Below are 26083 nucleotides of genomic sequence, written 5' to 3'. Positions count from 1 at the left end.
ACGCTTCCTTCGTTAGTAGGTGTGGAGTCTAAGCGTGTTCAATCGTGTAGAGTCCAACATTGATTGCACCTTCCTCGAACCCACCTTCGCAATAGCAAAGGTAGTATTCCCAAAGCCGCCGGAATTTATCGTCAAATCCAAGCTTCTCGATTTCAGGCCAGTTGGCGATAAAGCGCTGACGCCATTCGGCAAGCGTAAGCGCATAGGAACGGCCGAAATGCTCGGTTTCCTTTAAAACCAGACCGGCCTTTGCAAGGTCGCGTTCAAGCACTTTATCCGACGGCAGAAAGCCTCCCGGAAAGATGAATTTCTGGATGAAATCGGCCTTGCGACGATAGTTTTCGTAGCGTGTTTCTTCTATCGAAATGACTTGCAGGACGGCTCGACCGCCGGGCTTGAGACAACGCTTCAGGGTTGCGAAATATTCCGGCCAATAGGCTTCGCCAACGGCTTCAAACATTTCGATTGATACAATGCGATCGAACTGGCCCTGAACATCGCGGTAATCCTGCAAGCGAAGGTCAACGGCTTCGCTGAGCCCTACGTTTTCAACTGCGGCTTTTGCCCAGGTGAGCTGCGACGGCGACAGGGTTATTCCTGTCACATGGGCATTACGACAGTTTGCGAGATAGCCAGCTAAGGCACCCCAGCCACAACCGATCTCCAGAATTCTTTCGCCGCCCTCAAGCGCCAGTTTTTCAGAAATATACTGCAACTTCTGCTCCTGGGCACTTTCAAGGCTATGTGTCGTCTCAGTCCAGATCGCTGATGAATACAGCATCGAAGGGTCGAGCCACCGGGCATAGAAATCATTGCCGAGATCGTAGTGGGCTTCGATGTTGCGCCGGCTGCCGCGACGCGTGTTTGCATTGAGCAGATGGCCGATACGGTTCAGCGCTCGCGTCCAACCAGATCCGCGTAATGTGGATATAAGCGTATCGCGATTGCGCGCCGCAAAACGGATGACCGATGTGAGATGGGGCGATGTCCATTCGCCTTCGATATAGGCTTGGGCAAAGCCGATATCCCCGCCCGTCAGCAGGCGACGCAGGCTGTTCCATTTAACAATTGCAATTTTGGCTTCCGGTCCGGGCAATCGACCGTTAACGGCAATGACCTCACCGTCGGGCAGCGAAAGCACCAATCGCCCATGCTGAACCTGCTTCAGCAGGCGTTTCAACACGATAGCCGAGGGGCTGAAAGCCGGTCGTTCAGTCCGGGTTGATGCCGATAGTTGATGATATTCGTCGAGCTGGCTCATGCGGCCTTGTTCCTCTGCTGGGCGGTCTCGTTACGAACAGATGTGATGGAAATCTCAGGCGCTGCGGGTCGTTTGCGTAAACCGATGCCCTTCAACCATATTTTCAGCGCTTCCCAGTGAATGCCGCCAATCACTTTCAAGGTGAGAAACGGAATCGAAAAAAACGCACGCAACAAGGTGGCGTCGCTTAGCTCAACCCGGCGTGCCAGATGGCGGGCCGTCAAAAGCAGGCCTTCATCATCAAAACTGTTGATGCGGATGGAAAGCTGGTCTGCGGGAGGCGTGACTTCAAACTCATATCGCAGCTTCATATCCATGAAGGGCGAGACGTAAAAAGCCTTGTCGCAGCTTTGTACGATGCGTCCGTTATCGCAGTTCTGGACCGGGATCATATAGCCGTGGCGCTGGCGGAAAGTGTTATCAACCTCCCAGAGGATCGCCACAAGCTCACCGCCACAATTATAGCAGAAGAAAACACTGAGCGGGTTAAAAGCCCAGCCCGCAATACGCGGCATTGTGAGCAGGCGGATCGCACCACCATCAGGTACTATTCCGGCTGCCTCCATGGCGCGTTCCACCTGCTTGCGCAGCGGCTGGGCGGATCCGTCGCCTCTGTCTTTCCTGTAGAAAGAAAACAGATTGAAACGGTCAAGCGAAAACAGCTTCAGTTTGCAATCAAGCGCTTCCAGCTCATCAAGGTCGAGCAGGAGCGAGTAGATTTTATAGGCCAGCTTATGAACCTTCGGTCGTAAACGCGCATGGGTCACATGGCCGGGAAACAGTGCGGACTGGAAGCTCTCGGTCATGCCAGCGCCCTTTCCCATATAGGGAAACTCTGGCGAACGATGCGCCCGCTTTCGTTCTCCACCTGCCATGGGCGGCGCAGGCCACCCAGATCTTCTGCCACGGCAAGGCCTGCCTGGAGGCCGTCCTCATGAAAGCCGGAGCCGAAATGCGCGCCGCAAAACCATGTCCTGCGCTGCCCCTGCAAGGACCAGATTTCTTTCTGCGCACGATCTGTTGCCATGTCGAAAATCGGGTGTTCATAGATATCGCGACGGATCACCAGTTCCTCGCGTGGTGCACGACAAGGATTCAGCGTCACAAAAGTTTCGGGCGCTTGGCCCAGCGGTTGCAGACGGTTCATCCAGTAAGTAATGGATGGCTGCGCCTGGCCAGTGGCTGCATTGGTTAGGTAATTCCAGCTCGACCACGCCGCACGGCGTTTGGGCATCAGCGAAATATCGTTGTGCAGCACCGCTTCATTTCGCGAATATTGAAACGCGCCGAGAATGCGGCTTTCATCCGCGCCCGGATCGGCCAACATTCGCAAAGCCTGATCCGCATGCGTGGCAATCACTACATCGTCGAACACATGGGAAATGCCGTTTCCGTCGATCAACTCGACGGAATGTTCGGCGCGTTGCACGGATTTGATCGGTGTTGAGAGCCTGATCCGGTCTGCATAGGGCTTTGTGATCCGCCTTACATATTCCCGACTACCGCCAATTACCGTACGCCAGATTGGCCTGTCACGAAGAGCTAGAAGGCCGTGATTGCAACAGAAGCGGACGAAGCTTGCAGCCGGATATTGCCCCACTTCCATGGCAGGGGTGGACCAGATCGCTGCCGCCATCGGATAAAGATGATCTTCACGAAAAGCCCGGCCATAACCATTGCGTGCAAGATAATTATCAAGCGAAATATCGCCCATGATCCTCAGGTCTTTGGGCGCATCGCGATAAAATCGTAAGAGATCGCGGATCATCGACCAGAAGCGTGGACTGACCAGATTGGAGAACTGGGCAAAGAGGCCTAGGCCGGTACCGCCGGAATATTCGTAAGCGCCATTTCCGATTGAAACAGCAAACGACATGTTCGACGCGGCTGTTGGAACGTCAAGCGCGCGAAACAGGGCAGTCAGATTGGGATAGGTCACTTCATTATAGACAATGAACCCGGTATCGACGGCCACAGGACCATGACTGCTCTCAAATTCGACGGTGTTGCTATGACCGCCAATGCGGTCCGATGATTCAAACAAAGTCACATCATGCCGTTGCGACAGTAGCCATGCAGCAGATAATCCAGAAATCCCGCTGCCGATGATCGCTACGCTGAGACGTTTGGAGCTACCCGGACGGTTCGTGATATCCATAGTCCCTCTCTTCACCGCGCATTGAGCTGCGTATGTGCTACATTTTCGTCGTTTTACGTTTTGAGAAGAAGTTTGGTTCAATCCGCGACGAAACTTTTTTATTTTTTTGAGCCGCTTAAGAAACCAAGCAGACAAACAGAACGTATTGCATGAGGAAAAGCGAACTCCCAATAAAGGTCCGCCATGCAACCCGGTCTGCTCTTAGTTGTTGCCATCAGCCTGTCTGCCATCATGGCATTTGCCTGGGCGCTTGAACGAAAGACCGGCAAAAGCGGCTGGATCGATGCCATCTGGTCGTTTTCAGTGGGGGTGGGCTCAGTCATAGCCATTATTCTTGCAGATGCGACATGGCAACGGCGCTTAGCTATAATGATCCTCATTCTGGTGTGGTCGCTGCGTCTTGGCTTTCATATCGCCAAGCGTAGCATGCGCCATGGCGAAGACCCGCGTTATGCAAAGCTGCTAAAAGAATGGGGCGAAAACGCTTCCGTTCGCTTATATTGGTTTTTGCAGATACAGGCTCTCGCAGCCTTCATTTTGGTTCTGGCTGTCTATCTCGCTGTGGTTGGTCGCCCCGGTTTTCCATATGTCTGGGATATGGTCGGGGTTGCAATCATCGCCATAGCGTTGATTGGTGAAGCGCTGTCTGATGCGCAGCTTGCGCAGTTTCGCATGACTCCAGAAGCCAAAACAGAAATTTGCGAAACCGGTCTTTGGGCTTATTCCAGACATCCCAACTATTTCTTTGAATGGCTGTTCTGGTGCGCGTGGCCGTTGATGGCAATTACCGGATCGCCATGGAGTTGGCTGTCGCTGCTTGCTCCGATCCAGATGTATTGGCTGCTGGTGCATGTGTCCGGCATCCCTGCGCTTGAAGAACACATGCTGAGATCGCGGGGTGAAAAATTCCGTGCTCTGCAAGGCCGGGTCAACGCGTTTTTCCCTGGTCCCCGAAAAACCCCGGGAAGATTACAGCGTTCGTCATGAATATGGTGAGATTTTTGCGTCTGAAAACATGTCCTGCAACCGTTTAACGAAGGATCAATGAATGACTGCCAAAGCGCTTGTATGGTTGCGCAACGATCTGCGCCTTGCTGACAATCCTGCCCTTCATGCCGCATTCAAGTTGGGTGGCGCGATCACGGCCCTTTTTGTGCATGAGTCCAATCCGCAATTGCGTGTCCCGGGCGCTGCCGTCCGTTGGTGGCTGGAACAGAGCCTGGACTTGCTGGCAAGAAGTCTCAATGAACGAAATATAGAGTTGATTGTTGCCGACGGCGAAGCGCTCAATATCATCGAACAATTAATTGAGGAAAACAGCTTTGATACCGTTTTCTGGAACCGTCGTTATGCTCCTCAAGAGCGAGAAGTCGATGCAATCATCAAGTCCAGCTTAAAGGACAAAGGACTGCGCGTGGAGTCTTTTGCAGGCAATCTGCTGGTGGAACCCTGGGAGATCAAATCCGGCAACGGCGGATCTTATCAAGTTTTTACACCATATGCCAAATCACTGCGCCAGCATGGTGTGAGCAGACCACTACCCTCGCCAGACCGAAGAGTCGAGACGACGACCGTCAAACACACGCCCAACCAGAAAAACTACAAAGAGGCTGTCTGGTCCAGAAAGATGAGCGGTCTTTGGAAGATCGGCGAAGCGGCTGCCATTGACCAACTTTATCATTTCTTTGATACAACTATTCGCGATTATGCCGGAGATCGTGATCGTCCGGACGTTGAAGGTACATCAAAACTATCGCCCCATCTCCGTTTTGGCGAAATCAGTCCACGACAAGCATGGCATGCTACACTGTCACTCATGGATCATGATCAAAGCACTCACGCTGGCGGTGAAAAATTTCTTTCTGAGCTGATCTGGCGCGATTTCCATTATCATCAGCTCTATTATCGTCCTGATATTGCCGAAAACGACATGCGCGACACATTGGCTGATATCCGCTGGCTCAACAATCCGGAGGCGATTGATGCCTGGAAGACAGGCAAGACCGGTATCCCACTGATTGACGCCGGTATGCGTCAGCTTTGGGCGACAGGCTGGATGCACAACCGTGTAAGAATGCTGGTGGCATCGGTTTTAAGCAAGAATATGCAGATCGACTGGCGTGAGGGCGAGAAATGGTTCTGGGATACGTTGGTGGACGCGGATATAGCCAGCAACCCGGGGAGTTGGCAGTGGGTCGCTGGCTGTGGTATGGATGCGGCACCTTACTTCCGTGTGTTCAATCCGGTTTTGCAGGGCGACAAATTTGACATGCATGGCGTCTACGTACGCAAATGGGTTCCAGAGATCGCCGCAATCCCGGATCGCTGGATCCACAAGCCATTTGCGGCGCCAGAGCAGATTTTGCGAGAAGCTGGGGTTGTTTTGGGGCAAACCTACCCGCTTCCCGCATTTGGTCTGCCCCCTTCAAAGTGATCCTTCATAAAGTATGGCTTATGAGCCTCAGAAGGACATTGAAATGGTAGCAAAAAGACACAAGGCAGAAGAGATCGTCACGAAGCTTCGTCAGGTTGACGTGCTGAATGCGCAGGGAAAATCGATGGCGGAAGCAATCCGGTCGATAGGTGTGACGGAAGTTACATACTACCGTTGGCGGAGCAATATGGCGGTTTGAAGGGCGACCAGGTAAAGCGCCTGAAGGAGCTGGAAGCGGAGAATGCCCGGCTCCGGCGCGCTGTTTCCGATCTCACCTTGGACAAGACGATTTTAGCTGAGGCCGCCAAGGGAAACTTCTGAGCCCCGCCCGTCGCCGCGCTTGCGTGGACCATGTGATCGATGACCTGAAGGTGTCCGAGAGACGGGCGTGCCGAGTCTTGGGTCAGCATCGTTCCACGCAGCGCAAGATCGCAAAGACTCCGGATGATGAAGCAGCGTTGACTGCGGACATCACGGCGCTCGCCCTCCAGTATGGTCGCTATGGCTATCGCCGCATCACGGCGATGCTGCGCCAGGCTGGATGGATCGTGAACGTCAAGCGGGTTGAGCGCATCTGGCGACGGGAGGGGCTAAAAGTGCCTCACAAGCAACCGAAGCGCGGTCGGCTGTGGTTGAACGACAGCTCGTGCATCCGGCTTCGACCGGAATACCACAACCATGTCTGGTCCTACGACTTCGTCGAGGATCGCACGCACAACGGCAGGAAAATCCGCATGCTCAACGTGATCGACGAGTTCACGCGAGAATGTATCGCCATCAGGGTCGAGAGAAAGCTGAAGGCCGTCGATGTCATCGACGTGCTTTCCGACCTCTTCATCCTACGCGGTGTCCCCACCCATATTCGTTCCGACAATGGCCCGGAGTTCATCGCCAACGCACTCCGAGAGCGGATCGCAGCAGTCGGGGCCAAAACCGCCTACATCATGCCGGGCAGTCCGTGGGAAAACGGCTATTGCGAAAGCTTCAACTCGAAGCTCCGTGACGAACTGCTCAACGGCGAAATCTTCTATACACTCAAGGGGGCGAAGATCATCATCGAAAACTGGAGACAGCATTATAATACCGTGAGGCCTCACTCATCGCTGAGCTATAGGCCACCGGCACCCGAAGCAACGGTCTGGTCTCGCCGAAATGGACCGGCGTCAACACCAATAGTGGCCAGAACGCCAAGTATGCACTAACATTCCAAACGGATCACCCCATCGGGGCAGACCAGCAGCTACTGCGCGAGTTTATTGTCCCAATTCCTATCAGAGGTTCCACTCAGGTCTTCTGATCACCCAGGCAAGACGAGGGGTTTTATCTCATATCCGTTTGCTTCATTTCGCTTGATGTGGCTGAAGGCCGGAGCCGGAAAGTGATAGGGCGCGATGACCCAGTTGTTCAGCGCACAGGTTTCCAGAAGTTTGATCCGCGTTTGGACCGACTCCTCCGGATTTATGCAAAAATTCGATGCCGGAGCATTATTAGGCAACTGGATAGGGTGATGTATCGCATCTGCTGTGAAGACAATAGTTTCATCGCCGCTGCCCAAGATCAGACCGATCATTCCGGAAGTGTGTCCAGGCAATGCAATTGTTTGAAGACCGGCAACGATTTCGCCTGGTTGCACCGCCAAATAGCCGGGGCCGTCGATGATTGGCATAACACTATCTTGCCAGGCGCCATGGAGTAGATTCGACGAATTGGACGTTGCTTGGGCTTTAGCCAACATTGCTTCAAGCTCTCGTGCCGACGTAACATAAGTCGCCGAAGGAAACGTTGGGCTCCAGCCCCCCCTAGAGTCTGCAATGGTGTTCCAGCCGACATGGTCGGCGTGTAAATGGGTATTGATGACGAAATTAATATGATCGGCATCTAAACCAAGTCCTTCCAGAATGGCAAGAAACGGACCATTCAACCTATCCCATGCGGGTCGATCGGGGCGGTACTTACCATTTCCGATCCCAGTATCTATTAAAACATTTCCAGCACGGGATTGGACAAGATAGATATTGAAACTAAGTGATAATGTATCGGCAAGTCCGTTATCGGCGCTATTGATCGGAGATGTCGGATAGGGCTCGTTCCGGGTGAATTGCATCTCACCAATAAGCTTATCGCGCCTCCATTGAACGGGACCGAGATCCGGAATGCAAGTTACAAGCGTCTCGTCCTCAAGTGCCAGTTGTTCAAGGCTGATACCCAAACTGGCAATCCAGATGTGATTGTGCTTCATAATGCGGGCTCAAGTTTACATTCATCGGCAAACACATCTCCGGACATCTCAGCGATCTTATCTTTCGTCACCAAACTGTACCCACCCTTCCCATCATTTTCGACGCGCATAGCATACCAATCCTGAACCGGATGCTGATTTTTGCCAAACGCAAAGTTGCCTCGAACGGATGAGAAATCGGCCTTCAACATTGCAGAACGAAACTTTTGGGGGTCCTTAAAATCACCGCCGGTATGTGCCAGTGCCGCTCCGATAGCCCGCGCTGTATCATAGCCTTGCGCTGCATACATTGTTGGGGTCCGGCCGTAATCGCCCTGAAATGTGGCAACGAACTGCTTATTGGCGTCGTTGTTCAGATCGACATTCCAGGAACCCGAGACATTGAGGCCCTCTGTAATTCCTCCAAGAGAACGCAGGATGGCATGATCCATGGATGGCTCAGCAACCACCATTGGTATCTCATTTAACAGGCCTGACTGCTGGTATTGACGAAGAAACGCAATCCCCAAAGCACCGGGGTGAAACTGGAATACTACGTCAGGTTTTGCAGACCTTATGCGCGCCATTTCCGCTGCATAGTCGATCTGGTCCAGACTTGTGTAGACCTCTTCTATAATTTCTCCCTCGAAAGTACGGCGAAAGCCCTCGACCGCGTCCTTACCTGCCTGGAAATTCGGCGCAAGCACCATAGCTCGCTTAAAGCCGAGAGCCTTTGCATTGCGCCCCGCGCTGCCCTGCATACTGTCGGTGAGCCATGACATGACGAAATAGTTCGCATTGCAGTTAACACCGGCAAATTCAGTGGGCCCGGCATTAGGGCTTATCACGATCTTACCGGCGTCGATTACCTCGGGAATGATAGCCGAGGCCACATTCGAAAAAATCATACCGGTTATGATATCGGCTTGCTCGTCATATAGGAACCGGTCCGCCAACTGGCGGCCTGTCGATGGCTTCAGTCCATCGTCGGCGATAACAACATCGACCTTTTGGCCACCCAGAAGACCATTGCCCTGTTTAACCGCGAGATTGAAGCCGTCGCGCACGTCTTCGCCGAGATAGCCTGCAGCGCCGGTCAGGGTGGTAATAAAACCTATTTTCACGGCGTCGGCCGCATGCGCGTGAGTGCCCCCAAGAGTAGACGATACCAGAAAGGCGCCCGCGATATGTTGCAATTTAGAAAGTCGCATCCATTCAGTTCCTCATTTGCCCATAATCGTAAGAGCATGCGGCGAGTTAGCCGCATATCGAAGTAGCAACCGGCAAGAACACCAACATCATTCGATAGTGCTGCATTCCATCATATGTCGAACCATTATCCACTGTCATAGGAGAGATGCCGGACTGGCGGTCCCGCAATGGTCTAGAGACTATTGACCAAACGATGCGAGACGTTCTTCACGACCGTATAGTGATGCAATCCTTCTGCTCCGCCCTCGCGGCCAAGCCCACTATCCTTGATACCACCGAACGGTGTCTCAGCGACAGATGCTTCGAGCGTATTGATCGAGACGTTCCCAGCTTCCAGACCCGACATAAGACGGTCCACATTTTCCGCGGAGTTCGCAAAGCCATATGCGGCAAGACCGAAGGGCAGCGAGTTCGCCTTTTCAATAGCCACATCAAGGGACGGCACTGGATTGATCAAGGCCAGCGGACCGAAAGGCTCCTCGGACATCGCACGGGCATCGCTGGGCAATTCCGCCAGTGCCGTCGGCGGGAAGAAATAACCGTTGTTCTTCAGACGGCGACCGCCGAAAAGCAATTTTGCACCCTTGGCTTCGGCATCGCTGACCAACTCTTCCAGCGCCATAATGCGACGATCATTGGCAACAGGCCCCATCTGCACCCCTTCCTCCAGTCCGTTACCGACACGGATTGACTGCGCCGTTTCAATAAAAGCTGCAGTAAAACGCTCATAATGGGTTTCATGAACGAAGAAGCGTGTTGGGGAAGTACATACTTGGCCTGAATTGCGGTACTTTCGGCGTGCTGATGCGATGCCCGCCAGAACTGGATCGGCATCCTCGCAAACGATGACCGGGGCGTGGCCGCCGAGTTCCATAAGAGCGGGCTTCATATGACGTGCGGCGATTTCTGTCAAATGTTTGCCGACAGCTGTTGATCCGGTGAATGCGATGGCCCGAATTTCGGGGCTGGGGATGAGGAATTGCGAAATATCCGCCGGAACGCCGAAAACCAGATTCAACACACCTGCTGGCAGTCCCGCATCTTCAAATGCGCGCGCAATATGCGTAACTGCAGTCGGCGTTTCTTCGGATGCCTTCAGAATAATGGAGCAACCGGCAGCCAGAGCGCCCGCAATCTTGCGTGCAGGTTGGCTCATTGGAAAATTCCATGGTGCGAAAGCAGCGACTGGGCCGATTGGCTCATGCACAACAATATAGCGAATACCGGGCGCGCTTGGTATGACACGGCCATAGAAACGAATGCACTCCCCCGCATCCCATTCGAAAAATTCGCAGCCCCGGATGACCTCAAGCCGGGCTTCAGCTATAGGCTTTCCGTTTTCGAGCGTGATCGCGCGTGCGATCTCTTCCTGCCGCTCGCGCATAAGCGCCGACGCCTTCATGATGATCGCAGCGCGGGCCGCCGGCGCAGTGTTGCGCCAGACCTGATATCCGTCCCAGGCTGCCTGAAGTGCCGCCTCCAGGTCCCCCCGTTCCGCCACCGCAACCTGGCCGATCTCGGTCTCGTCTGCAGGGTTGATAATTGGAAGCGTATTGGCGCACTTGCGCCATTCGCCGCCTATGAAAAGCTGTACGTCGGATTTTTGCATCAGAAAGCCTCTGCAATCTACTAGTTGGGCCAAGCCCAGATTATCGTTACGGATAGAATGAGGGGGTTTAATTCATGTGACAATTCATATTGAAACTATATATCCATGAGTTCTATCACATGAGTTTGTATGAGTGTCGGCGAATTTTTCACGCACCAAACTGCCAGCCGCGCAGAGCCGCGCGACCGCAAAACTTCTTCTAGAAGCCAGTCAACCGATGTTGCGAATCCCGGCGAGCAGGGCCTGCGACATCTCGGTTTCTGGCGAGCACCAGTCCATCAGAATATTGTAATGGTTTCGGTTCGCGACCTCGATTGCCTTCACCCTTCCGCCAGCCACAGCCCAGCAATCGGCATAAGCGCGTGACTGGCGTTTGAAGCCGTCCGCTTCATGCTCTGACCATGCTACGGTTATCGGACACCCACCCACAGGAATGCTCCGGATGGGACTAAGTTGATCGACATCAATAGGACTAAGATTCAGCCACTCCTGCGGGAAAGTTGCAGCCACAGGGGCAAGCTCGAAAAGCCCGCTGACCGGCATGGCAAACTTGACTACATCCTTTGGCAAACCGAATTTGCCCTGCCATCCCTCAGAAAGGAGCGCGCCCGCAAGGTGACCGCCGGCAGAGCTTCCCCCGACCGTTATCCGGTTCGGATCAAGACCATAGTCCCGACCGTGACGCCAAACGAAGGCCAGAGCAGAGCGTACCTCCCGCGTAATTTCGGCAAGAGATACTTCGGGTGCCAGACGATAGTCGACGACGACCGTGGCAATGCCTTCGCGCGCAAGCATTCCAGCCATCATGGCGGAATCTTCCTTGGACAGCGCCCGCCAATAGCCACCGTGAATGAATATAAAAACCGGATTTAGTCCGCCGCTTGACGAAGGGCCAAAAATATCGATCCGTTGCCCGCTTTCTTCGTCGTAAACCACGTCGAAATGCTGCCCCCAATGAACTCGCGGCTCAACACTTGCCTGACGGTAGCGTTTCATTTCGGCGGCAAAGGTTTCCGGCGAAACGGTAGCTTTGGCATTATAATCGCGATCAAGGCGAGCGGGGTCTAAACCCGTTTCTTCAGCCAGATGCCGTATGTAATGTTGGTTCTTGTTCATGTCTTCATTCCAAGGCTGCTTCTCGCTTTGGGAGAGTGTGTTTCTAAATTGCCGTGGTGGCGACCCGGTTCTCGATAAGGCGGACGAGATTTAGCGCCGTCATTTCCGATGATTTCGGATTGGTCGCGAGCGGGCCGTTTTCAAAACGCAGGTGCATCCTGCCGAAATCGCCTTCGGCAATGAGTTCATGCATGTTGAGGCGTGCTGCCGGGTCTGCGACCAATGAGACACGGGTACGATCGAGACCAATCCCGGCAAGCGAGGTAATCACCGCGACATTGGCATTTTGCGGAAAGGCGTCTGCAGCCTTACGGGCCGTATCCGTAAAGAACGTGGTTGCCTCCGTGATTTCATCGAGCGGTATCAGTTGGGCGGCTTGTGTCCCCGCCCAGGCTTTTGCAGGTTTGATGATGCGATGTTCGACGCTTGCAATGGTAAGACGGCTTGCTGCCGAAAGCGCGTCGATCCCCCCAAGCGCGCCGGGTGGAATAATCAGTTTCGCACCGCGGATCGCCGCGATGTCTTTCAATCTTTGAAAGATCGCATCATCCACGAACGCCGATGTCGATGAAACCGCGAAATCCATTCCCGCGGAAAGAGCCGCTTCACCCCATGGCAGGACGCTTGGGCGCCCCGCAACTTCCACTACTAGGCTTGCACCGGTGGCTGCGAGTTCGGCGGGATCTTCGATCAGTATGGCGCCGACAGGCAGCCCGTCACGAGTGACCGACCGGTCGCGCACCGCGACTGCACTGATTTTGACGGGACTTTTTCGCTCGGCGAGGAGTTCCGCAACCCGTTTGCCGATAGCGCCCCATCCAATCAGGACGATTGACTCAGATACCGACATAAGCATGCACCTGATCTTGGTCCCGTTCGAGATCGGCGCTCGTTCCACACCAGACTGTTCGGCCTTTTTCGACAATATAATGGCGATCCGCCAGCCGTTTCAAAACGGCGATATTCTTGTCTATCAGCAGGATCGATTGGCCCATTTCGCGCAATTGCATGATGCAATGCCAGATTTCCGTGCGGATGACGGGGGCAAGTCCTTCCGTCGCTTCATCAAGGATCAGAAGATGCGGATTTGTCATCAGCGCACGCCCGATTGCCAGCATTTGCTGCTCGCCGCCCGACAGTGTGCCGGCCGTCTGGTCCGCCCGCTCCTGCATACGTGGGAAAAGCGCATATATCTTGCTGAGATCCCACGGAGACTGCCGCTTGCATCGGTTTGAAGCGGTTGCAACCAGATTTTCCCGCACCGTCAATGTCGGAAAAATCTGTCGTCCCTCCGGCACAAGGCCGACGCCAAGACGCGCCACCTTTTCTGGGCTGTAGCTGGTCGTGTCTCGCCCTGCAATCTGGACTTTCCCCCCTTTGGGGGCGAGGAGACCCATCAACGTGCGTATCGTGGTCGTCTTGCCCATGCCGTTACGGCCCATGAGGGTTACAAGTTCTCCTTCGTTTACTTCGAGCGAAACGTCGAACAATACCTGTGAGTGGCCGTAAGCGGCCTGCAATCCATCGATTTTTAGCACAGTTCCTCCTCTCCACCGAGATAGGCTTCCCGCACAGCTTCGCTCGCCCGTATGTCTTCCACCGTGCCCGTTAGGATGACGCGGCCATAGACCAGAACAGATATGCGGTCGGCCAGCGCGAACACCGCCTCCATGTCGTGCTCGACAAGCAGCATCGAAACCGTTCCCCGCAATCCCTGCAGAAGCTCGATCATTTCCTGGCTTTCGACATGGCCGAGACCGGCCATCGGTTCGTCGAGAAGCAAAAGTTTCGGCTTACCGGCGAGCGCCATGAGCAGTTCCAGCTGCTTGCGCCCGCCACTTGAAAGATCGCCTGCTAGTTTTTCCGGGTGATTGGCCAGTCGGCTTTGGGCGAGAATTACATCAACCTCATGCCAGATGGCGCTGCGGCCTTTCAGACTGTCGAGAATCCTGAAATTATGTCCCTCGCGCGCCTGCACCGCCATGGCGATGTTCTGGCGCACACTCATTTCATTCAGAAGTGTCGATATCTGGAATGTGCGTCCCAACCCGCGACCGACACGTATCGCGGCGGGCAAGGTAGTAATGTCCTCTCCCATCAGGCTGATCGTCCCTGATGTGGCCGTAAGCTCACCGCAAAGCTGGTTGATAAGTGTCGACTTTCCTGCGCCGTTCGGGCCGATCAGGGCATGGATATGCCCTTCCGTGACGTCGAGCGTGACATGATCCGTCGCGACCAGCCCTGCAAAACGCTTCACCAGATTACGGACTTGTAAGATCGCAGTCATGCGGTCACCTCCACTTTGCGGTCCTTGCGAGACAGACGGCAAAGCGCACGCCAACCACCGACAATGCCGCCTTTGGTTCCCAAGACAAGGACAAGCAGAATGATGCCCATGGCGAGCTGCCAATGCTCAGTCCAGGAGGCGAGATAATTCTGCAGGATCAGGAATGCGGCTGCACCCCAGATGGGACCGAAGAAAGTGCCGACGCCACCCAGAATGACCATCACCATCAACTCGCCCGATTTAGTCCAATGCAGTGTGTCTGGGCTTGCAAACCGCATGAAGATGGTGAGAAGCGCTCCAGCCAGACCCGCGCCCATTCCGGCAAGAACAAAGCCGTAGAGCTTGTAGCGATAGGTTTCGATACCCATGGCGGTCATGCGTCGCTCGCTCTGCCGAATACCGGACAGCACCGCGCCGTAGGACGAATGCACGACCCGCCAAAGAAAGCCGAAATATAAGATCATCGAGACGAGGATGACATAATACATCGTCGTCTTATCCCGCAGGCTGAAGCCGAAAAGATCGTTTGCCCGGCGGACAATGATCCCGTCTTCGCCACCATAGGTCTTCAGCGAAACGAAGAGGAAGAAGAGCATCTGGGCGAAGGCGAGCGTAATCATGATGAACTGCACGCCCGAAGTACGCAGCGCCAGAGCTCCAATGATCAGTGCCGCAAGTCCCGCTACCAGCATTGCTGCAGGAACAGTGATCAGAAATTGATCAGAACCCGGAATAAAACCGAAGAGCAGCGTGTCTTCTGCATGGTGAAAATAGAGAATCCCGACGACGTAGGAGCCGATCCCGAAGAAGGCGGCGTGACCAAAAGACACCATCCCGCCATAGCCGAGGATGAGATTGAGGCTGGCCGCAGCGATAGCATAGATCATGATCCGGGCGACAAGGCTTGACGCAGCCGGCTGCCCCAATGCGTCGGCGCCGAAAGGAAATAATGCAAGCGCCCCGCAGCCGAGAAGAACGAATAGAAAGCGATATGACATGTTTCAGGCTCCCACCGGAAAGAGGCCTCTCGGGCGGAACAGAAGAACGATAGCCATCAACAGATAGATACCCATGGAGGCGATGCCCACGCCGAGCGCGTCTGCCTCGGCGCCGGCCATGAACTGGCGCAGTATTGAAGGCAGAAATGCACGCAGGCATGTATCTATGATGCCGAGCGAAATACCAGCAATGAAGGCTCCCTTGATCGAGCCGACGCCGCCGATTACGACAACCACAAAAGTGGCAAGCAATATCTGCTCTCCCATGCCGACTTGAACGGCGAGGATCGGCCCGGTCATGAAGCCGGCAAGGCCCGCGAAAGCAGCCCCGAGCGCGAACACCATTGTGTAGAGAAGACGGATATCGACGCCGAGAGCACGCACCATATCGCGATTGGTCGAGCCTGCGCGGACCAGCATGCCAATGCGGGTGCGGTTTATGAGCAGGTAAAGCCCGCCAGCCACCATCAGACCCGTTGCAATGATGAGCAGTCGAAACGGGGGGTAGCTCAGGCCTGAAAACAGCTCGATCGGTTGAGAGAGCGATGCAGGCAACTGCGTGAAAATTGGCTGGCGACCAAAAATCAGCACGGTCAGTTCATTGAAAATCAGAATAAGCGAGAAAGTCGCAAGCACCTGATCCATATGATCGCGTTGATAGAGTTTTCGCATGACGCCGAGCTCGATCACGATACCGGCAAGCGTTGCCGCCAGAACTGCTGCAGGCAGGCCCAGCCAGAAGTTTCCTGTCTGCACAGCCACCCAGGTCCCGATGAAAGCGCCGATCATGTAGAGCGAGCCATGAGCGAGGTTGATAACGCCCATGATCCCAAAGATCAGTGTTAGCCCTGCTGCCAGAAGGAACAACATGACGCCATAGAGAAGGCCATTCAAAAGTTGCTCGAAGATGAGTGTCATTGGAGGAAACGACCTTCATAAAAAATAAAAAGAAGCGTTGCGCGTACTATCGCACGCGCAGGGCGGTGGCTGTCAGAGCTTGCATTCTGCAGAATAGGAATCACCGTAATTTTCGATCAGCTTCTTCTTGATCTTGGTGGTCGGCATACCATCGTCACCCTTCACGATCTCGAGGAGATACCAGTCCTGCAACGGGTGCTGGTTCGGGCCGAAGGAAAAATTGCCGCGCACCGATTGGAAATCCGCTTTCCGCAGCGCTTCACGCACTGCATCGATATCGTCAACGCCACCGGTCTTCTTCAACGCAGAAGCAATCAGGCGAGCCACATCGTAGCCTTGCGTTCCGTAATATGTCAGCGGGCGGTCAGGGTAAGCGGCTTTCCACTTAGCGACGAGTTCCTTGTTTGCGGCATTGTCCATATCCGGGCTCCAGTGGCTGGTAGCCATGAGGCCGACCGAAGCATCGCCCAATGATTTAAGGATCACAGCATCGCTGGATGGCTCGGACAGAACCATTGGAATCTTACCGAGAAGACCAGCCTGCTGATACTGGCGCAGGAATGCGATGCCCATGCCACCCGGATGAGACTGGAAGACCACATCAGGATTGGCGGCACGTATCTGCGCCATTTCGGCTGAATAATCGGTCTGATCGAGTTGGGTGTAGATTTCACCGACAATCTCCCCCTTGAACCGACGTTTGAAGCCGGCCAGCGCATCTTTGCCCGCCTGATAGTTTGGTGCGAGAATAAAAGCGCGCTTGAAGCCTTCCTGTTCCGCTGCGATCCCGGATGCCTCGTGAAGCGAGTCATTTTGCCACGAAACCACGAAATAATTCGCGTCACAGGCCTTGCCCGCCAAGTTGGACGGCGCAGCATTGGCGCTGATATAGAGGTTGTCGTTGTCGACGATATCCGGCACCGCCGCGCCGGCAACATTCGAGAAGATGATGCCGGTAAAGAGCTTGACGCCGTCTTCCGACATGAACCGTTCGGCGATCTGACGCCCGTTGCCGGGCTTGGCCGCATCATCTTCGACCTTCAGTTCAACCGGTACGCCGCCGAGCTTGCCACCTTCTGCATCGATGGCAAGCTTCATGCCATCGCGCACGTCTTGACCGAGATAGCCTCCTGGACCTGACAAGGTCGTTATCACGCCAATCTTGACTGGTTCGGCGGCAGTCGCGCCAGTTGTCAGCCCTGCCAGCAGGCCGATCATCAGGAGTTTCTTTTTCACTTCATTTCCCCTTATGTTTTATGCTTGTGCATGGGCGCCCGGCAATATCGCCGGGCGTGCTCTTGTTAGAGCGCCACCCAACCTTCCGGCGGGTTTTTTCCGGGATGAACGGTTTTGCAATGCGGGCAGGTACGCAGCTTCTCATCGTTGTAGAACGCGGCGTAAAGAGGCGGCAGATCGTCCACGATGGATTCCAGATCAACTTCAGCACGGTGAACGAGGCCGCTGCATTCGAAACAATACCATTCGACGGCATCAAGAGCGCCTTCAGGACGGGCTGGTTCGATAACCAGACCGATAGAGCCTTCTTGTGGGCGCTGCGGCGAATGGCGGATATGCGCAGGCAGAAGGAAGATATCGCCTTCGCGGATCGGCACATCGTAAAACTCACCCGTCGACGTATCATGCAGCTTCAGCAGCATGTCGCCTTTGAGCTGATAGAAGAACTCTTCGACCGGATCGTCGTGGTAATCGGTGCGCTTGTTTGGACCACCGACAACCGTAACCATCAGGTCTGCGTCCTTAAACACCAACTGATTGCCGACAGGTGGCTTCAGCAGGTGCTTGTGTTCATCGATCCATTTCTGAAAATTAAAGGCGCTCAGTTTTGTCATTCTCGTTCCCCTTTTCGGTTCGATCAGGATAGTTTGAGACCGCAGCCATCAAATGCCTGCCGGACTGCCCTTTTCTCGGCATCGGTCAACTCAAGCATCGGCGCACGAACAGGCCCGCCGACCTGGCCAAGCAGCTCTTGCCAGTATTTTTGGTGCGAGGTGGGCTTTTCAGCCGGTCGTGACGACTTGAAGGCGTGCCGGACAGGCTCCAGACTTTGCCAGACGGCGCGTGCCTCATCAGCTTTGCCAGCAAAGGCCAGATCGGTATAATCGCGCATGCGGCGATCAACACTTGTCTGCAGCGTGTAGGGCGGCGAAGAGCAGAGATATAGCTGCCAGCCCAATTCGAGAATATTGTCCAGCCACTCATCTTCCGATGCAGTCGAAACCAGAATGCGGTCGCCCGCCAGTTCGGTGAGCTTGCGATACATGTCGCGCGGGACCGAATATTTGATTGCGACGACGGTTTCGATGTCGGCCAGACGGTTGCAGAGTTCGGGGCTCATCAGATAACCACTATCGGGATGCGACCAGAGCGCAAGGCCGATATCCACCTTTGAGGCGATCGTTTCATAATAGCGCATCAGTGTGTCGTCTTGCGCGCGCAGGAAGTGCAGGACAGGCGCATGGACGACGATATAATCGGCGCCACAGGCCTGTGCATGCTTTGCCAGATCGATGACCACATCCATGTTCTGGTCTGAGCAGGACATGATCGTCTGCGCCTTGTCACCAACTGCCGAGACAGCCAGGTCGAACATGCGTTTGCGTTCGTCAACCGACATGGAGAAAAATTCGCCCTGCTTTCCCGCGACGAAAAGTCCGTCAATGCCGAGATCGTTGACCCAGTGGTCTACATTCTTGCGGAAGCCGCCTTCATCGATCGATCCATCCTCATTGAAAGGCGTGTTTGCCGCAGCCCAGATACCGCGCATCGTAGCGCGCGAGTGGGCTTTGGCGTTCTGACGGTCATACTTCATCGGAAACCTCGCTTCGGGGGCGGGTCAAATCAAAACCCGCGTCTTCCTGATCGAGCCCGACTTTCTTTCATTCGAGAAGTATTGTAAGTAGAATATATTCATAATAAAAAACTCATAAGTGAGTCAATGCGTCCCACTCTCCGCCAAATTGAATGTTTCCAGGCCGTGGTCGAACTGGGCAACTTTTCTCGCGCAGCCGAGCGTGTCAGAACGACCCAGGCTAATCTTTCACATACAATCCGGGATCTAGAGGCCGTGCTGGATGCGCGGCTTTTCGACAGGACGACACGGCGCGTCAGTCTGACGGATGCGGGCCGTGCCTTTGCCGAAGGCGCGCTCGCCGGTCTCGCAGAAATTGATCGCGCCGCCGAAACAGTGCGCGATTTGGGAAAGTTACGGCGGGGCCAGGTCAGTATCGCAGCTCCACCTTTGCTGTGCACAACAGTGCTTCCACGTCTCGTTCGCCGGGTGGCTGATGAATATCCCAATCTCGTTATCAAGATTGACGATGTGGGGCCTGAAACTGTCATAAAACAGGTGCGCAATGGGCGTTGCGATCTTGGCATAGGCACATTTTCTGGTGAAGACTCGGATGTCGAGAGCCAGACTGCGCTTCGGGATCAGTTGATGGTTTTTGTATCTCCAGAACATGATTTTGCTGGATATAAGCAGGTCGGCTGGTCCGAACTCGACAATCAGCCAATCATCACGCTCACCCAGAAGAGCAATATTCGACTTTTGACCGAACTTGGCTTTGAACAGGCAAAACTGGCACTGCGGCCCCATATAGAAGTCAACCAGATTCATACGGTTCTCTCGCTGGTCGAGGTCAATGCCGGTATCGCCGTTCTGCCCGCCTACGCTTTTACTGCTTTGCGCGGTCGTGGCATTGTAGCTCGCCCTTTGACGGATCCGGCTGTTATACGTGAAGTTCGTCTCATCGCTCCCCGAGATCGTGAACAATCTGCGGCCACTATCGCAGTTCGTGCGATCTTGCGGAACCTTCTTCGTCAGATGATTCCCGAAATTCCCGGACCTGACTCAAAGACCAAGAAGATTTGACCGAACGGCGGCGCTTTCTAAACCCATTGTGCTGCTGGTCATTCGTTGGACTGTGTCGCTGCAGCTTTGGGCTGAGTAGGGACGGCGAAACTGCCGGGGCGTCGCCGATGGGTCGCAGCGTTCCGTGCTGCTTGCGCAAAAATACCCGTCATTAGTTCCAGCGTGCGCGCCGCGCCTTCCAGGCGCTGACCCAGTTCCGGTACGTGCTGCACCGCATCTATCAGCAGGGCCGACCGCACTTCGGCATATCTGTCGGTAACGTCCTTTCCCAGCGCGGTAGCTTCATAGGTCACGCCCGCGCGACCACTTCCATTGCGCTCGACCAGTCCGCTCTTGATCAGCTTGCGCAGACTATATTGGATGTTCGGGATATCCTCGCGATTGGTCATATATGCAAGATCATGTATGCTCTTGGGCCGGTCGTTCATTCTGATCGTGTGGAGTAGAGCATTCTCCGGCCCGCTCGCTGCAAAATCTATAACCGAGGAAAGGCACTCGGTTTGCCAACGGCCAAAAGCCTCGAATGTGCGCATCAAGGCGTATTCAAATTCTACGACGTCGATTTCCAGTGGGGTATGGGCCAAGTGCCAGGTGCGGTCGAATTTGTCCATGCTCTTGTTCTTGCTTCTGCGCGCCATGTGAATCTCCCTTCCAGGAGGATGCAGCAGCGTTCCTCTTGCGTCTACATAAAATATCAAATAGATTTTCTATTATAAAATTCATCGTAAGGAGGAGAACGATGACAAATTCCCAAAACCGCATGTTTAATTCGGATACGTTCCTACTTGGGACTTTTGCCACCAACTGTTCCAGCGGGTTGACGGTTTCGAAACTACCGGAGCGTTGGAATAATTCCTGGGACAACAATCTGCGATTGGCGCGGATGCTCGATGACGCCGGTATCGACTTTATGCTGCCGATCGCCCGCTGGGTTGGTTACGGCGGTGAAACGAATTTTCATGGCGGCGTTCTTGAAACCATGACCTGGGCAGCGGGATTGCTTGCCATGACGCGCAACATCACGATTTTTGCGACGGTCCACACCACCGCCAACCACCCGATGGTGGTGGCGAAGCAACTCGCCACGATCGACCAAATTGGCAATGGTCGTGTCGGTCTCAACATCGTCGCGGGATGGAACAAGCCCGAATATGAGGCGCTGGGACTGACACTGCCCGACGACCACGCGACCCGGTACGGGTATGCGCAGGAATGGTATGATATCGTCAAGGCACTCTGGACCCGCACCGAAGCTTTCGACTGGGATGGCACCCATTTCAAATTGAAGAATATTCTGGGCGACCCTCGTCCATCGCGGCAACTGCCGATTCTGAATGCCGCGGGTTCCGGAGAAGGGCGAGCCTTTGCGGTCCGCAATGCCGATTTCCTGTTCACTCCAGCTATAGACCTGTCCCGTTCCGCGGAAGAGATTGCCGCACTGAAGCAGCAAGGCAGCGATGCTGGCCGTGACGTTAATGTGTTGACCTTCTCCCATGTCGTCTGCCGCCCGACTGAAAAGGAAGCTAGGGAGTTTTTGGAATACACCGGTAAGAACAACATTGACTGGGCGGCTGTGGACAACCTCGTGCGACTGTTGTTTAGCCATGCGCAGTCCTTCCCGCATGATCTGCTCGCACTCATTCGCGACCGCATGGCGGCCGGTCACGGAGGGTTTCCTCTCGTCGGTACGCCGGAGCAGGTTGCGGACGGCATCACCGCGCTGCATCAGGCGGGTTTTCGCGGAACCACGCTTTCCTTCTTCGATTACGCTGAAGAGTTTCCTTATTTCCGTGACAACGTCCTGCCGATCCTCGAGGCGCGCGGTATTCGCCCGGCACATCGTTCCGCCGAAGCGGCTGCGTAACGCGACGGGGAGACATATCATGTCGGATGGACTTACCTTCCACGACATGTCCGGCGAACAGAGTGTGGCTGCGTTTCGCGCTGCCATGCGGCTGGTCGTTGGCAATGTCAGTCTTATCACCGCTGGCGTGGGGACAGACCGGTCGGGCCTTGTCGTCATCTCGATGGTGTCCTTGTCGGCACAACCGCCGAAAGTCATTGCCTGTATCAACCGATCGTCCTCGACATGGCCGATCATCGAGCGCTTCGGTCATTTCGGCGTGAGCGCGCTCGGACCGGAACACCAGGCATTGGCGGAACGTTTTTCGGGCTTCGGCGGCATCAAGGGCGCCGATCGCTACGAGGGCGCGGAGTGGATGACGATGGCCACCGGCGTGTCGCTGCTCAAGGATGCGGTCGTGGTGTTCGACTGTAAGCTTGATGAAATGATCGATCGCGGTTCACATTCGATCATTATCGGCTCGGTCAAAGCTGTGGGCACCAAAGATGAGGGTGGGACTTTAGCCTATTGGCGAGGCGGTTACAGACCGTTGCATGTTGCGGCCTGACGCCGATGTACGGTGCGGCTCTGGCCGCACCGTCCGTTATGGCCGCGCCACGACTTTCACACCAGTTTAGTCTCAGCAAAAACCGGACGATCATGGAACCCGGTTCATACTTTTGTTGATGCTCTGGTCCGCTTTCTACGGGTTGCGGCTTTGCGGGGCACAGGCGAGGCGTTTCCAGGTCCCTCTTGTGGGGAACTTTCGGTAGACGGTTCTTGATCGGCAAAGGTGCGGATGTCGAGATTACTCAGGACACGGCGCAACAAACTGAAGAGCTGAGCCGTTTCGGCTTCGTCAAAATCCGCAGTGATGGCATTCGCATGGCTAGCCGCTGCCGGAGCGAGCTGGTGGTAGATATGTTGTCCACATTGGGTCAGTTCGACCTGGACCACGCGGCTGTCGTGATCAGAAATGCGACGGACAACGAGTCCATCCCTCTCCATCTGATCAATCAGCCGGCTGAGGGCCGATTGTGGAATCAAGGTCAGCTGCACAAGTTCGCCCATATTGCGAGCGCCTTTGTTCATGATGACCATCAACACTCGCCAGCGCTGAACGGTTACGCCGAAGGGGCGCAGTCGCTCCAAAAACTGTTGGTTGAGACCCGCCGTTATCAGATTAAAAAGTGAGGGAAGGAACTCTTCCAGTTCCAGCGTGCGCGATACTGGCCGGGCGGAAATCTTGGAGTCTTTCTCAACCATGGTGCCTTGCCTCACTTCCTACTTTCTATGTCTGTTCGTAGCGAAGCCGTCTTTCGTCCGCAACCGATGCATTGCTTCCACCGTCAACAATGGGGCGTCTGTTCCCACAACCAGGGTCTCATGCAAAACGGTCACAATTCCCCGGTCGGGTTTGGAACGCGACAATGTCTTATCTATAACGGTAGCGCGTATTCTCATCGTGTTGCCAGAAAGCAGAGGTTTGTGCCAGCGAATCTTGTCAAGGCCCGGTGAAGGCATGACTGCATCGTCCCAAAGGTGCAGATCGAAAAATATTTTAAAGCTTAGCGATAGGGTATGAAACCCCGATGCGATAACCGATGGAAGTCCCACCGAAAGTGCTGCAGCATCCTCAAGGTGGAACGGATTGGGATCGAAACGCTGAGCGAAGTCCACAATTTCCTCGCGGCTTACGGTATGAGGGCCTGCCTCGAAAATTTGCCCGACAGTGATGTCGTCAAAGAACAATCCCGACATATTTTCCTTTCCGCCGACGAGGCGATCCGCTGGGTAGCTGCGTCAAAATAAAGCTGACTACCGGACTCGACACATAAATATGATTTGTCATATAAATATGAAAAAGACAACTGCCTTACAACTTGAAGCTTAGCGGCACCAACAGCGGCCGTGCCGTACCGAACCGGTGCGAACTGCGCGATAAAATATGAATAATCATATATCGCATTGAGGGAGAAAAGAATAATGGCGGAACGCTCATTTGCCAAAGAAGTCGAGGACCTGCGCCTTGGTGAGGGGGAAATTTTCAGGGGTGAGGGCATTCTCGCTATCACCAAGGCTTTACTCCAATCAGGCGTTTCCTATGTCGGTGGCTATCAAGGTTCGCCGATCTCACACCTGATGGATGTGCTGGCCGATGCCAAGGACGTCTTGAACGAACTGGACGTCCATTTCGAATCGTCGGCCTCGGAAGCGGCAGCGGCGGCTATGTTGTCGGCCTCGGTGATGTATCCGCTACGCGGCGCGGTCACATGGAAATCGACAGCGGGCACCAACGTCGCCTCGGACGCGCTTACTAACCTGGCCTCCGGTGGCGTCATGGGCGGGGCGCTGATCATTCTGGGTGAAGATTTTGGCGAAGGATCATCCATCCCCCAAGAGCGCAGCCATGCCTTCGCGATGAAGTCACAGATGTGGCTTCTGGATCCACGTCCGAATCTAGAATCAATCGTCAAGTCAGTGGAAGATGGCTTCGAACTTTCCGAGGCCTCCAACACGCCGGTCATGTTGCAGGTCCGCATCCGCGCCTGCCATGTGCATGGTCAGTTCGTCACGAAAGCAAACAAGCGGCCCACGTTCACCTTGAGGCAAGCGCTTGAAAATCCGAGACGCGATGTCAGCCGTGTGGTTCTGCCACCCGTCTCTATCTACCATGACAAGGAGAAGCTCGAGCAGCGTTGGCCGAATGCGGTGGACTTCATCCGAACGCGCAAGCTCAACGAGTTCCTGGGACCTGCCGACGGTGACGTCGGCATCATCCTGCAGGGAGGCATGTACAACAGTGTTATGCGCGCGCTGCAATTCCTCGGGCTCGCAGACGTTTATGGCGGATCGCTCATTCCGCTCTACGTTATGAATGTCACCTATCCGATGATCGATGACGAAGTGGCCAAATTCTGCGTCGATAAGAAGGCAGTCATCATGATCGAAGAAGGCCATCCCGCTTTCATCGAGCAGGCACTCATCACCGCGCTCCATCGCAAGGACATCAACACCAAGGTCCACGGTAAGGATATACTGCCACTCGGCGGCGACTACACTGCGTCAGTGATTGAAAAAGGGCTGCGCAGATTCCTCAATACCCACGCGCATAAGCTTTTGGGTAACCGTTCTGAAGCGCCGGACGCAACTCTGATACTCGAAAACGAGAAGGTAAAGGCTCTCCAAGAGATCGTTCCGCCTCGCCCGGCTGGTTTCTGCACCGGTTGCCCCGAACGCCCAATCTTTGCCGCCATGAAGCTGACTGAGCGAGAGCTCGGCCAGCATCATGTGTCAGGCGACATAGGGTGCCATATCTTCTCCGTCCTGCCTCCGTTCAATATAGGCGGCAATACGATGGGTTACGGCCTATCCGGCGCGGGTGCTTCCGCCTTCAATGTTGAGGCGGACAAGCGTTCGATCGCTGTTATGGGTGACGGCGGCTTCTGGCACAACGGTCTCTCGACCAGTATCGGCAACGCCGTCTTCAATAAGCATGATGGCGTAATCCTGATAGTCGACAACCACTATTCAGCGGCCACCGGCGGCCAGGACATCCTGTCGTCACGCGCTCAAAATCCCGATCGCTCTACCAACAACGCCATCACCGATGCCGTGAAGGGTGTGGGCGTGAAATGGGTGCGCCAGATTGATCGCACTTACGATGTTGCCAAGATGCGCGACACGTTGAAGGAAGCTCTGACGACTGACGAAAAGGGTCCGAAAGTTATTATCGCTTCTTCCGAATGCATGCTGAACAAGCAGCGCCGCGTGAAGCCGCAGTTCAATAAGGCGGTGAAAGACGGCAAGCGCATGGTCAAGGAGCGCTTCGGCGTCGACGAAGATGTGTGCACCGGCGATCACGCCTGTATCCGCCTTTCCGGCTGTCCCTCGCTCTCCGTCAAGCACACTGACGATCCATTGAAGGACGATCCGGTGGCAGCGATCGACCACAGCTGCGTCGGCTGTGGCAATTGCGGCGAGGTTTCCGAAGCCGCTGTGCTTTGCCCCTCCTTCTACCGCGCCGATGTCATTCACAACCCGACCCGTCGCGACCGGTTTATGGCTAAGATTCGGACTGCAGTGATCAGCTTCTTTCAACGTCGCGCCGACCGTCGGCGTGTAACCTTTGCATGA

24 protein-coding genes and 1 pseudogene are annotated in these 26083 nt (G+C 54.8%); 7 read left to right on the top strand and 18 right to left on the bottom strand.

Going from position 1 to position 26083, the window contains the following annotated elements:
- Nucleotides 1-28 precede the first annotated feature (28 nt).
- The 3 genes from FIC94_RS17825 to FIC94_RS17815 are packed head-to-tail and all read right to left on the bottom strand — an operon-like array spanning nucleotide 29 to nucleotide 3419.
- Nucleotides 29-1261 (bottom strand): SAM-dependent methyltransferase, encoded by a 1233-nt coding sequence (locus FIC94_RS17825; RefSeq protein ID WP_140025855.1) that lies wholly within the window; start codon nucleotides 1259-1261, stop codon nucleotides 29-31.
- On the bottom strand, nucleotides 1258-2067 hold the full coding sequence (locus FIC94_RS17820) for a DUF1365 domain-containing protein (protein ID WP_140025853.1): 810 nt from the start codon (nucleotides 2065-2067) through the stop codon (nucleotides 1258-1260). The genes FIC94_RS17825 and FIC94_RS17820 overlap by 4 nt, the downstream gene beginning before the upstream one ends.
- Nucleotides 2064-3419, bottom strand: coding sequence for an NAD(P)/FAD-dependent oxidoreductase (locus FIC94_RS17815; RefSeq protein ID WP_140025851.1), 1356 nt, complete (start codon nucleotides 3417-3419; stop codon nucleotides 2064-2066). Before FIC94_RS17815 ends, FIC94_RS17820 begins: the two co-directional genes overlap by 4 nt.
- 183 nt (nucleotides 3420-3602) lie before the next feature.
- Between FIC94_RS17815 and FIC94_RS17810 the strand changes: the two genes are divergently transcribed.
- The 3 genes and pseudogenes from FIC94_RS17810 to FIC94_RS17800 all read left to right on the top strand — a co-directional run bounded on the left by FIC94_RS17810 (nucleotide 3603) and on the right by FIC94_RS17800 (nucleotide 7055).
- A complete protein-coding gene (locus FIC94_RS17810) occupies nucleotides 3603-4406 on the top strand; it encodes a DUF1295 domain-containing protein (protein WP_140025849.1) in 804 nt (267 codons plus the stop codon).
- 61 nt (nucleotides 4407-4467) lie between these two features.
- Complete coding sequence (locus FIC94_RS17805; protein WP_140025847.1) at nucleotides 4468-5853, top strand: cryptochrome/photolyase family protein; 1386 nt, start codon at nucleotides 4468-4470, stop codon at nucleotides 5851-5853.
- Nucleotides 5854-5896: 43 nt separating this feature from the next.
- Nucleotides 5897-7055 (top strand): annotated as a pseudogene (locus FIC94_RS17800) (IS3 family transposase).
- Nucleotides 7056-7150: 95 nt separating this feature from the next.
- Here FIC94_RS17800 and FIC94_RS17795 read toward each other — a convergent pair.
- The 12 genes from FIC94_RS17795 to FIC94_RS17740 all read right to left on the bottom strand — a co-directional run bounded on the left by FIC94_RS17795 (nucleotide 7151) and on the right by FIC94_RS17740 (nucleotide 19041).
- Nucleotides 7151-8092: an MBL fold metallo-hydrolase gene (locus tag FIC94_RS17795; RefSeq protein WP_140025845.1), complete on the bottom strand. Its 942-nt coding sequence runs from the start codon at nucleotides 8090-8092 to the stop codon at nucleotides 7151-7153.
- Nucleotides 8089-9282, bottom strand: a complete 1194-nt coding sequence (locus FIC94_RS17790) for an ABC transporter substrate-binding protein (RefSeq protein ID WP_140025844.1) — start codon at nucleotides 9280-9282, stop codon at nucleotides 8089-8091. The genes FIC94_RS17795 and FIC94_RS17790 overlap by 4 nt, the downstream gene beginning before the upstream one ends.
- Nucleotides 9283-9455: 173 nt before the next feature.
- Nucleotides 9456-10892, bottom strand: coding sequence for an NAD-dependent succinate-semialdehyde dehydrogenase (locus FIC94_RS17785; RefSeq protein WP_140025842.1), 1437 nt, complete (start codon nucleotides 10890-10892; stop codon nucleotides 9456-9458).
- Nucleotides 10893-11102: 210 nt separating this feature from the next.
- Complete coding sequence (locus FIC94_RS17780) at nucleotides 11103-12008, bottom strand: alpha/beta hydrolase (RefSeq protein WP_235892055.1); 906 nt, start codon at nucleotides 12006-12008, stop codon at nucleotides 11103-11105.
- A 43-nt stretch (nucleotides 12009-12051) separates the two neighbouring features.
- On the bottom strand, nucleotides 12052-12858 hold the full coding sequence (locus FIC94_RS17775) for an aspartate dehydrogenase (protein WP_140025840.1): 807 nt from the start codon (nucleotides 12856-12858) through the stop codon (nucleotides 12052-12054).
- Nucleotides 12845-13546, bottom strand: a complete 702-nt coding sequence (locus FIC94_RS17770) for an ABC transporter ATP-binding protein (protein WP_140025839.1) — start codon at nucleotides 13544-13546, stop codon at nucleotides 12845-12847. Before FIC94_RS17770 ends, FIC94_RS17775 begins: the two co-directional genes overlap by 14 nt.
- The gene (locus FIC94_RS17765; protein ID WP_140025837.1) at nucleotides 13540-14295 is read right to left on the bottom strand and encodes an ABC transporter ATP-binding protein; all 756 of its coding nucleotides are present in this window, start codon (nucleotides 14293-14295) and stop codon (nucleotides 13540-13542) included. Before FIC94_RS17765 ends, FIC94_RS17770 begins: the two co-directional genes overlap by 7 nt.
- A complete protein-coding gene (locus FIC94_RS17760; protein ID WP_109365797.1) occupies nucleotides 14292-15293 on the bottom strand; it encodes a branched-chain amino acid ABC transporter permease in 1002 nt (333 codons plus the stop codon). The genes FIC94_RS17765 and FIC94_RS17760 overlap by 4 nt, the downstream gene beginning before the upstream one ends.
- Nucleotides 15294-15296: 3 nt before the next feature.
- A complete protein-coding gene (locus tag FIC94_RS17755) occupies nucleotides 15297-16211 on the bottom strand; it encodes a branched-chain amino acid ABC transporter permease (protein WP_140025835.1) in 915 nt (304 codons plus the stop codon).
- Between the two features lie 72 nt (nucleotides 16212-16283).
- Nucleotides 16284-17447: an ABC transporter substrate-binding protein gene (locus FIC94_RS17750; RefSeq protein ID WP_121539614.1), complete on the bottom strand. Its 1164-nt coding sequence runs from the start codon at nucleotides 17445-17447 to the stop codon at nucleotides 16284-16286.
- A gap of 65 nt (nucleotides 17448-17512) precedes the next feature.
- Entirely contained in the window at nucleotides 17513-18061 is a 549-nt protein-coding gene (locus tag FIC94_RS17745) for a 3-hydroxyanthranilate 3,4-dioxygenase (RefSeq protein WP_109365800.1), read from the bottom strand.
- A 23-nt stretch (nucleotides 18062-18084) separates the two neighbouring features.
- Nucleotides 18085-19041, bottom strand: coding sequence for a dihydrodipicolinate synthase family protein (locus tag FIC94_RS17740; protein ID WP_109365801.1), 957 nt, complete (start codon nucleotides 19039-19041; stop codon nucleotides 18085-18087).
- A 126-nt stretch (nucleotides 19042-19167) separates the two neighbouring features.
- On the opposite strand from FIC94_RS17740, the gene FIC94_RS17735 reads away from it, so the two are divergent.
- Nucleotides 19168-20103, top strand: a complete 936-nt coding sequence (locus tag FIC94_RS17735) for a LysR family transcriptional regulator (RefSeq protein WP_140025833.1) — start codon at nucleotides 19168-19170, stop codon at nucleotides 20101-20103.
- Between the two features lie 38 nt (nucleotides 20104-20141).
- On the opposite strand, the gene FIC94_RS17730 is transcribed toward FIC94_RS17735, so the two are convergent.
- Nucleotides 20142-20741: a winged helix DNA-binding protein gene (locus FIC94_RS17730; RefSeq protein ID WP_121539616.1), complete on the bottom strand. Its 600-nt coding sequence runs from the start codon at nucleotides 20739-20741 to the stop codon at nucleotides 20142-20144.
- A gap of 101 nt (nucleotides 20742-20842) precedes the next feature.
- On the opposite strand from FIC94_RS17730, the gene FIC94_RS17725 reads away from it, so the two are divergent.
- On the top strand, nucleotides 20843-21967 hold the full coding sequence (locus FIC94_RS17725; RefSeq protein ID WP_140025831.1) for an LLM class flavin-dependent oxidoreductase: 1125 nt from the start codon (nucleotides 20843-20845) through the stop codon (nucleotides 21965-21967).
- A gap of 19 nt (nucleotides 21968-21986) precedes the next feature.
- Complete coding sequence (locus FIC94_RS17720; RefSeq protein ID WP_235892054.1) at nucleotides 21987-22514, top strand: flavin reductase family protein; 528 nt, start codon at nucleotides 21987-21989, stop codon at nucleotides 22512-22514.
- 104 nt (nucleotides 22515-22618) lie between these two features.
- Here FIC94_RS17720 and FIC94_RS17715 read toward each other — a convergent pair whose 3' ends face one another.
- Complete coding sequence (locus FIC94_RS17715; protein ID WP_140025829.1) at nucleotides 22619-23212, bottom strand: MarR family winged helix-turn-helix transcriptional regulator; 594 nt, start codon at nucleotides 23210-23212, stop codon at nucleotides 22619-22621.
- Nucleotides 23213-23230: 18 nt separating this feature from the next.
- Nucleotides 23231-23707 (bottom strand): MaoC/PaaZ C-terminal domain-containing protein, encoded by a 477-nt coding sequence (locus FIC94_RS17710; RefSeq protein WP_121538985.1) that lies wholly within the window; start codon nucleotides 23705-23707, stop codon nucleotides 23231-23233.
- A 225-nt stretch (nucleotides 23708-23932) separates the two neighbouring features.
- Between FIC94_RS17710 and FIC94_RS17705 the strand changes: the two genes are divergently transcribed.
- A complete protein-coding gene (locus FIC94_RS17705; protein WP_140025827.1) occupies nucleotides 23933-26083 on the top strand; it encodes a ferredoxin family protein in 2151 nt (716 codons plus the stop codon).

Source organism: Ochrobactrum teleogrylli (genome assembly GCF_006376685.1).
Taxonomy (GTDB): domain Bacteria; phylum Pseudomonadota; class Alphaproteobacteria; order Rhizobiales; family Rhizobiaceae; genus Brucella; species Brucella teleogrylli.
The sequence above is the reverse complement of the archived record's forward strand: the minus strand, read 5'-3'. Positions and strand labels throughout refer to the sequence as shown.

Excerpts from the sequence above, each read along its gene's own strand:
- FIC94_RS17825 (WP_140025855.1), bottom strand. The coding sequence starts at position 1,261 with ATGAGCCAGCTCGACGAATATCATCAACTATCGGCATCAACCCGGACT.
- FIC94_RS17820 (WP_140025853.1), bottom strand. The coding sequence starts at position 2,067 with ATGACCGAGAGCTTCCAGTCCGCACTGTTTCCCGGCCATGTGACCCAT.
- FIC94_RS17815 (WP_140025851.1), bottom strand. The coding sequence starts at position 3,419 with ATGGATATCACGAACCGTCCGGGTAGCTCCAAACGTCTCAGCGTAGCG.
- FIC94_RS17810 (WP_140025849.1), top strand. The coding sequence starts at position 3,603 with ATGCAACCCGGTCTGCTCTTAGTTGTTGCCATCAGCCTGTCTGCCATC.
- FIC94_RS17805 (WP_140025847.1), top strand. The coding sequence starts at position 4,468 with ATGACTGCCAAAGCGCTTGTATGGTTGCGCAACGATCTGCGCCTTGCT.
- FIC94_RS17795 (WP_140025845.1), bottom strand. The coding sequence starts at position 8,092 with ATGAAGCACAATCACATCTGGATTGCCAGTTTGGGTATCAGCCTTGAA.
- FIC94_RS17790 (WP_140025844.1), bottom strand. The coding sequence starts at position 9,282 with ATGCGACTTTCTAAATTGCAACATATCGCGGGCGCCTTTCTGGTATCG.
- FIC94_RS17785 (WP_140025842.1), bottom strand. The coding sequence starts at position 10,892 with ATGCAAAAATCCGACGTACAGCTTTTCATAGGCGGCGAATGGCGCAAG.
- FIC94_RS17780 (WP_235892055.1), bottom strand. The coding sequence starts at position 12,008 with ATGAACAAGAACCAACATTACATACGGCATCTGGCTGAAGAAACGGGT.
- FIC94_RS17775 (WP_140025840.1), bottom strand. The coding sequence starts at position 12,858 with ATGTCGGTATCTGAGTCAATCGTCCTGATTGGATGGGGCGCTATCGGC.
- FIC94_RS17765 (WP_140025837.1), bottom strand. The coding sequence starts at position 14,295 with ATGACTGCGATCTTACAAGTCCGTAATCTGGTGAAGCGTTTTGCAGGG.
- FIC94_RS17760 (WP_109365797.1), bottom strand. The coding sequence starts at position 15,293 with ATGTCATATCGCTTTCTATTCGTTCTTCTCGGCTGCGGGGCGCTTGCA.
- FIC94_RS17755 (WP_140025835.1), bottom strand. The coding sequence starts at position 16,211 with ATGACACTCATCTTCGAGCAACTTTTGAATGGCCTTCTCTATGGCGTC.
- FIC94_RS17745 (WP_109365800.1), bottom strand. The coding sequence starts at position 18,061 with ATGACAAAACTGAGCGCCTTTAATTTTCAGAAATGGATCGATGAACAC.
- FIC94_RS17740 (WP_109365801.1), bottom strand. The coding sequence starts at position 19,041 with ATGAAGTATGACCGTCAGAACGCCAAAGCCCACTCGCGCGCTACGATG.
- FIC94_RS17735 (WP_140025833.1), top strand. The coding sequence starts at position 19,168 with ATGCGTCCCACTCTCCGCCAAATTGAATGTTTCCAGGCCGTGGTCGAA.
- FIC94_RS17730 (WP_121539616.1), bottom strand. The coding sequence starts at position 20,741 with ATGGCGCGCAGAAGCAAGAACAAGAGCATGGACAAATTCGACCGCACC.
- FIC94_RS17725 (WP_140025831.1), top strand. The coding sequence starts at position 20,843 with ATGACAAATTCCCAAAACCGCATGTTTAATTCGGATACGTTCCTACTT.
- FIC94_RS17720 (WP_235892054.1), top strand. The coding sequence starts at position 21,987 with ATGTCGGATGGACTTACCTTCCACGACATGTCCGGCGAACAGAGTGTG.
- FIC94_RS17715 (WP_140025829.1), bottom strand. The coding sequence starts at position 23,212 with ATGGTTGAGAAAGACTCCAAGATTTCCGCCCGGCCAGTATCGCGCACG.
- FIC94_RS17710 (WP_121538985.1), bottom strand. The coding sequence starts at position 23,707 with ATGTCGGGATTGTTCTTTGACGACATCACTGTCGGGCAAATTTTCGAG.
- FIC94_RS17705 (WP_140025827.1), top strand. The coding sequence starts at position 23,933 with ATGGCGGAACGCTCATTTGCCAAAGAAGTCGAGGACCTGCGCCTTGGT.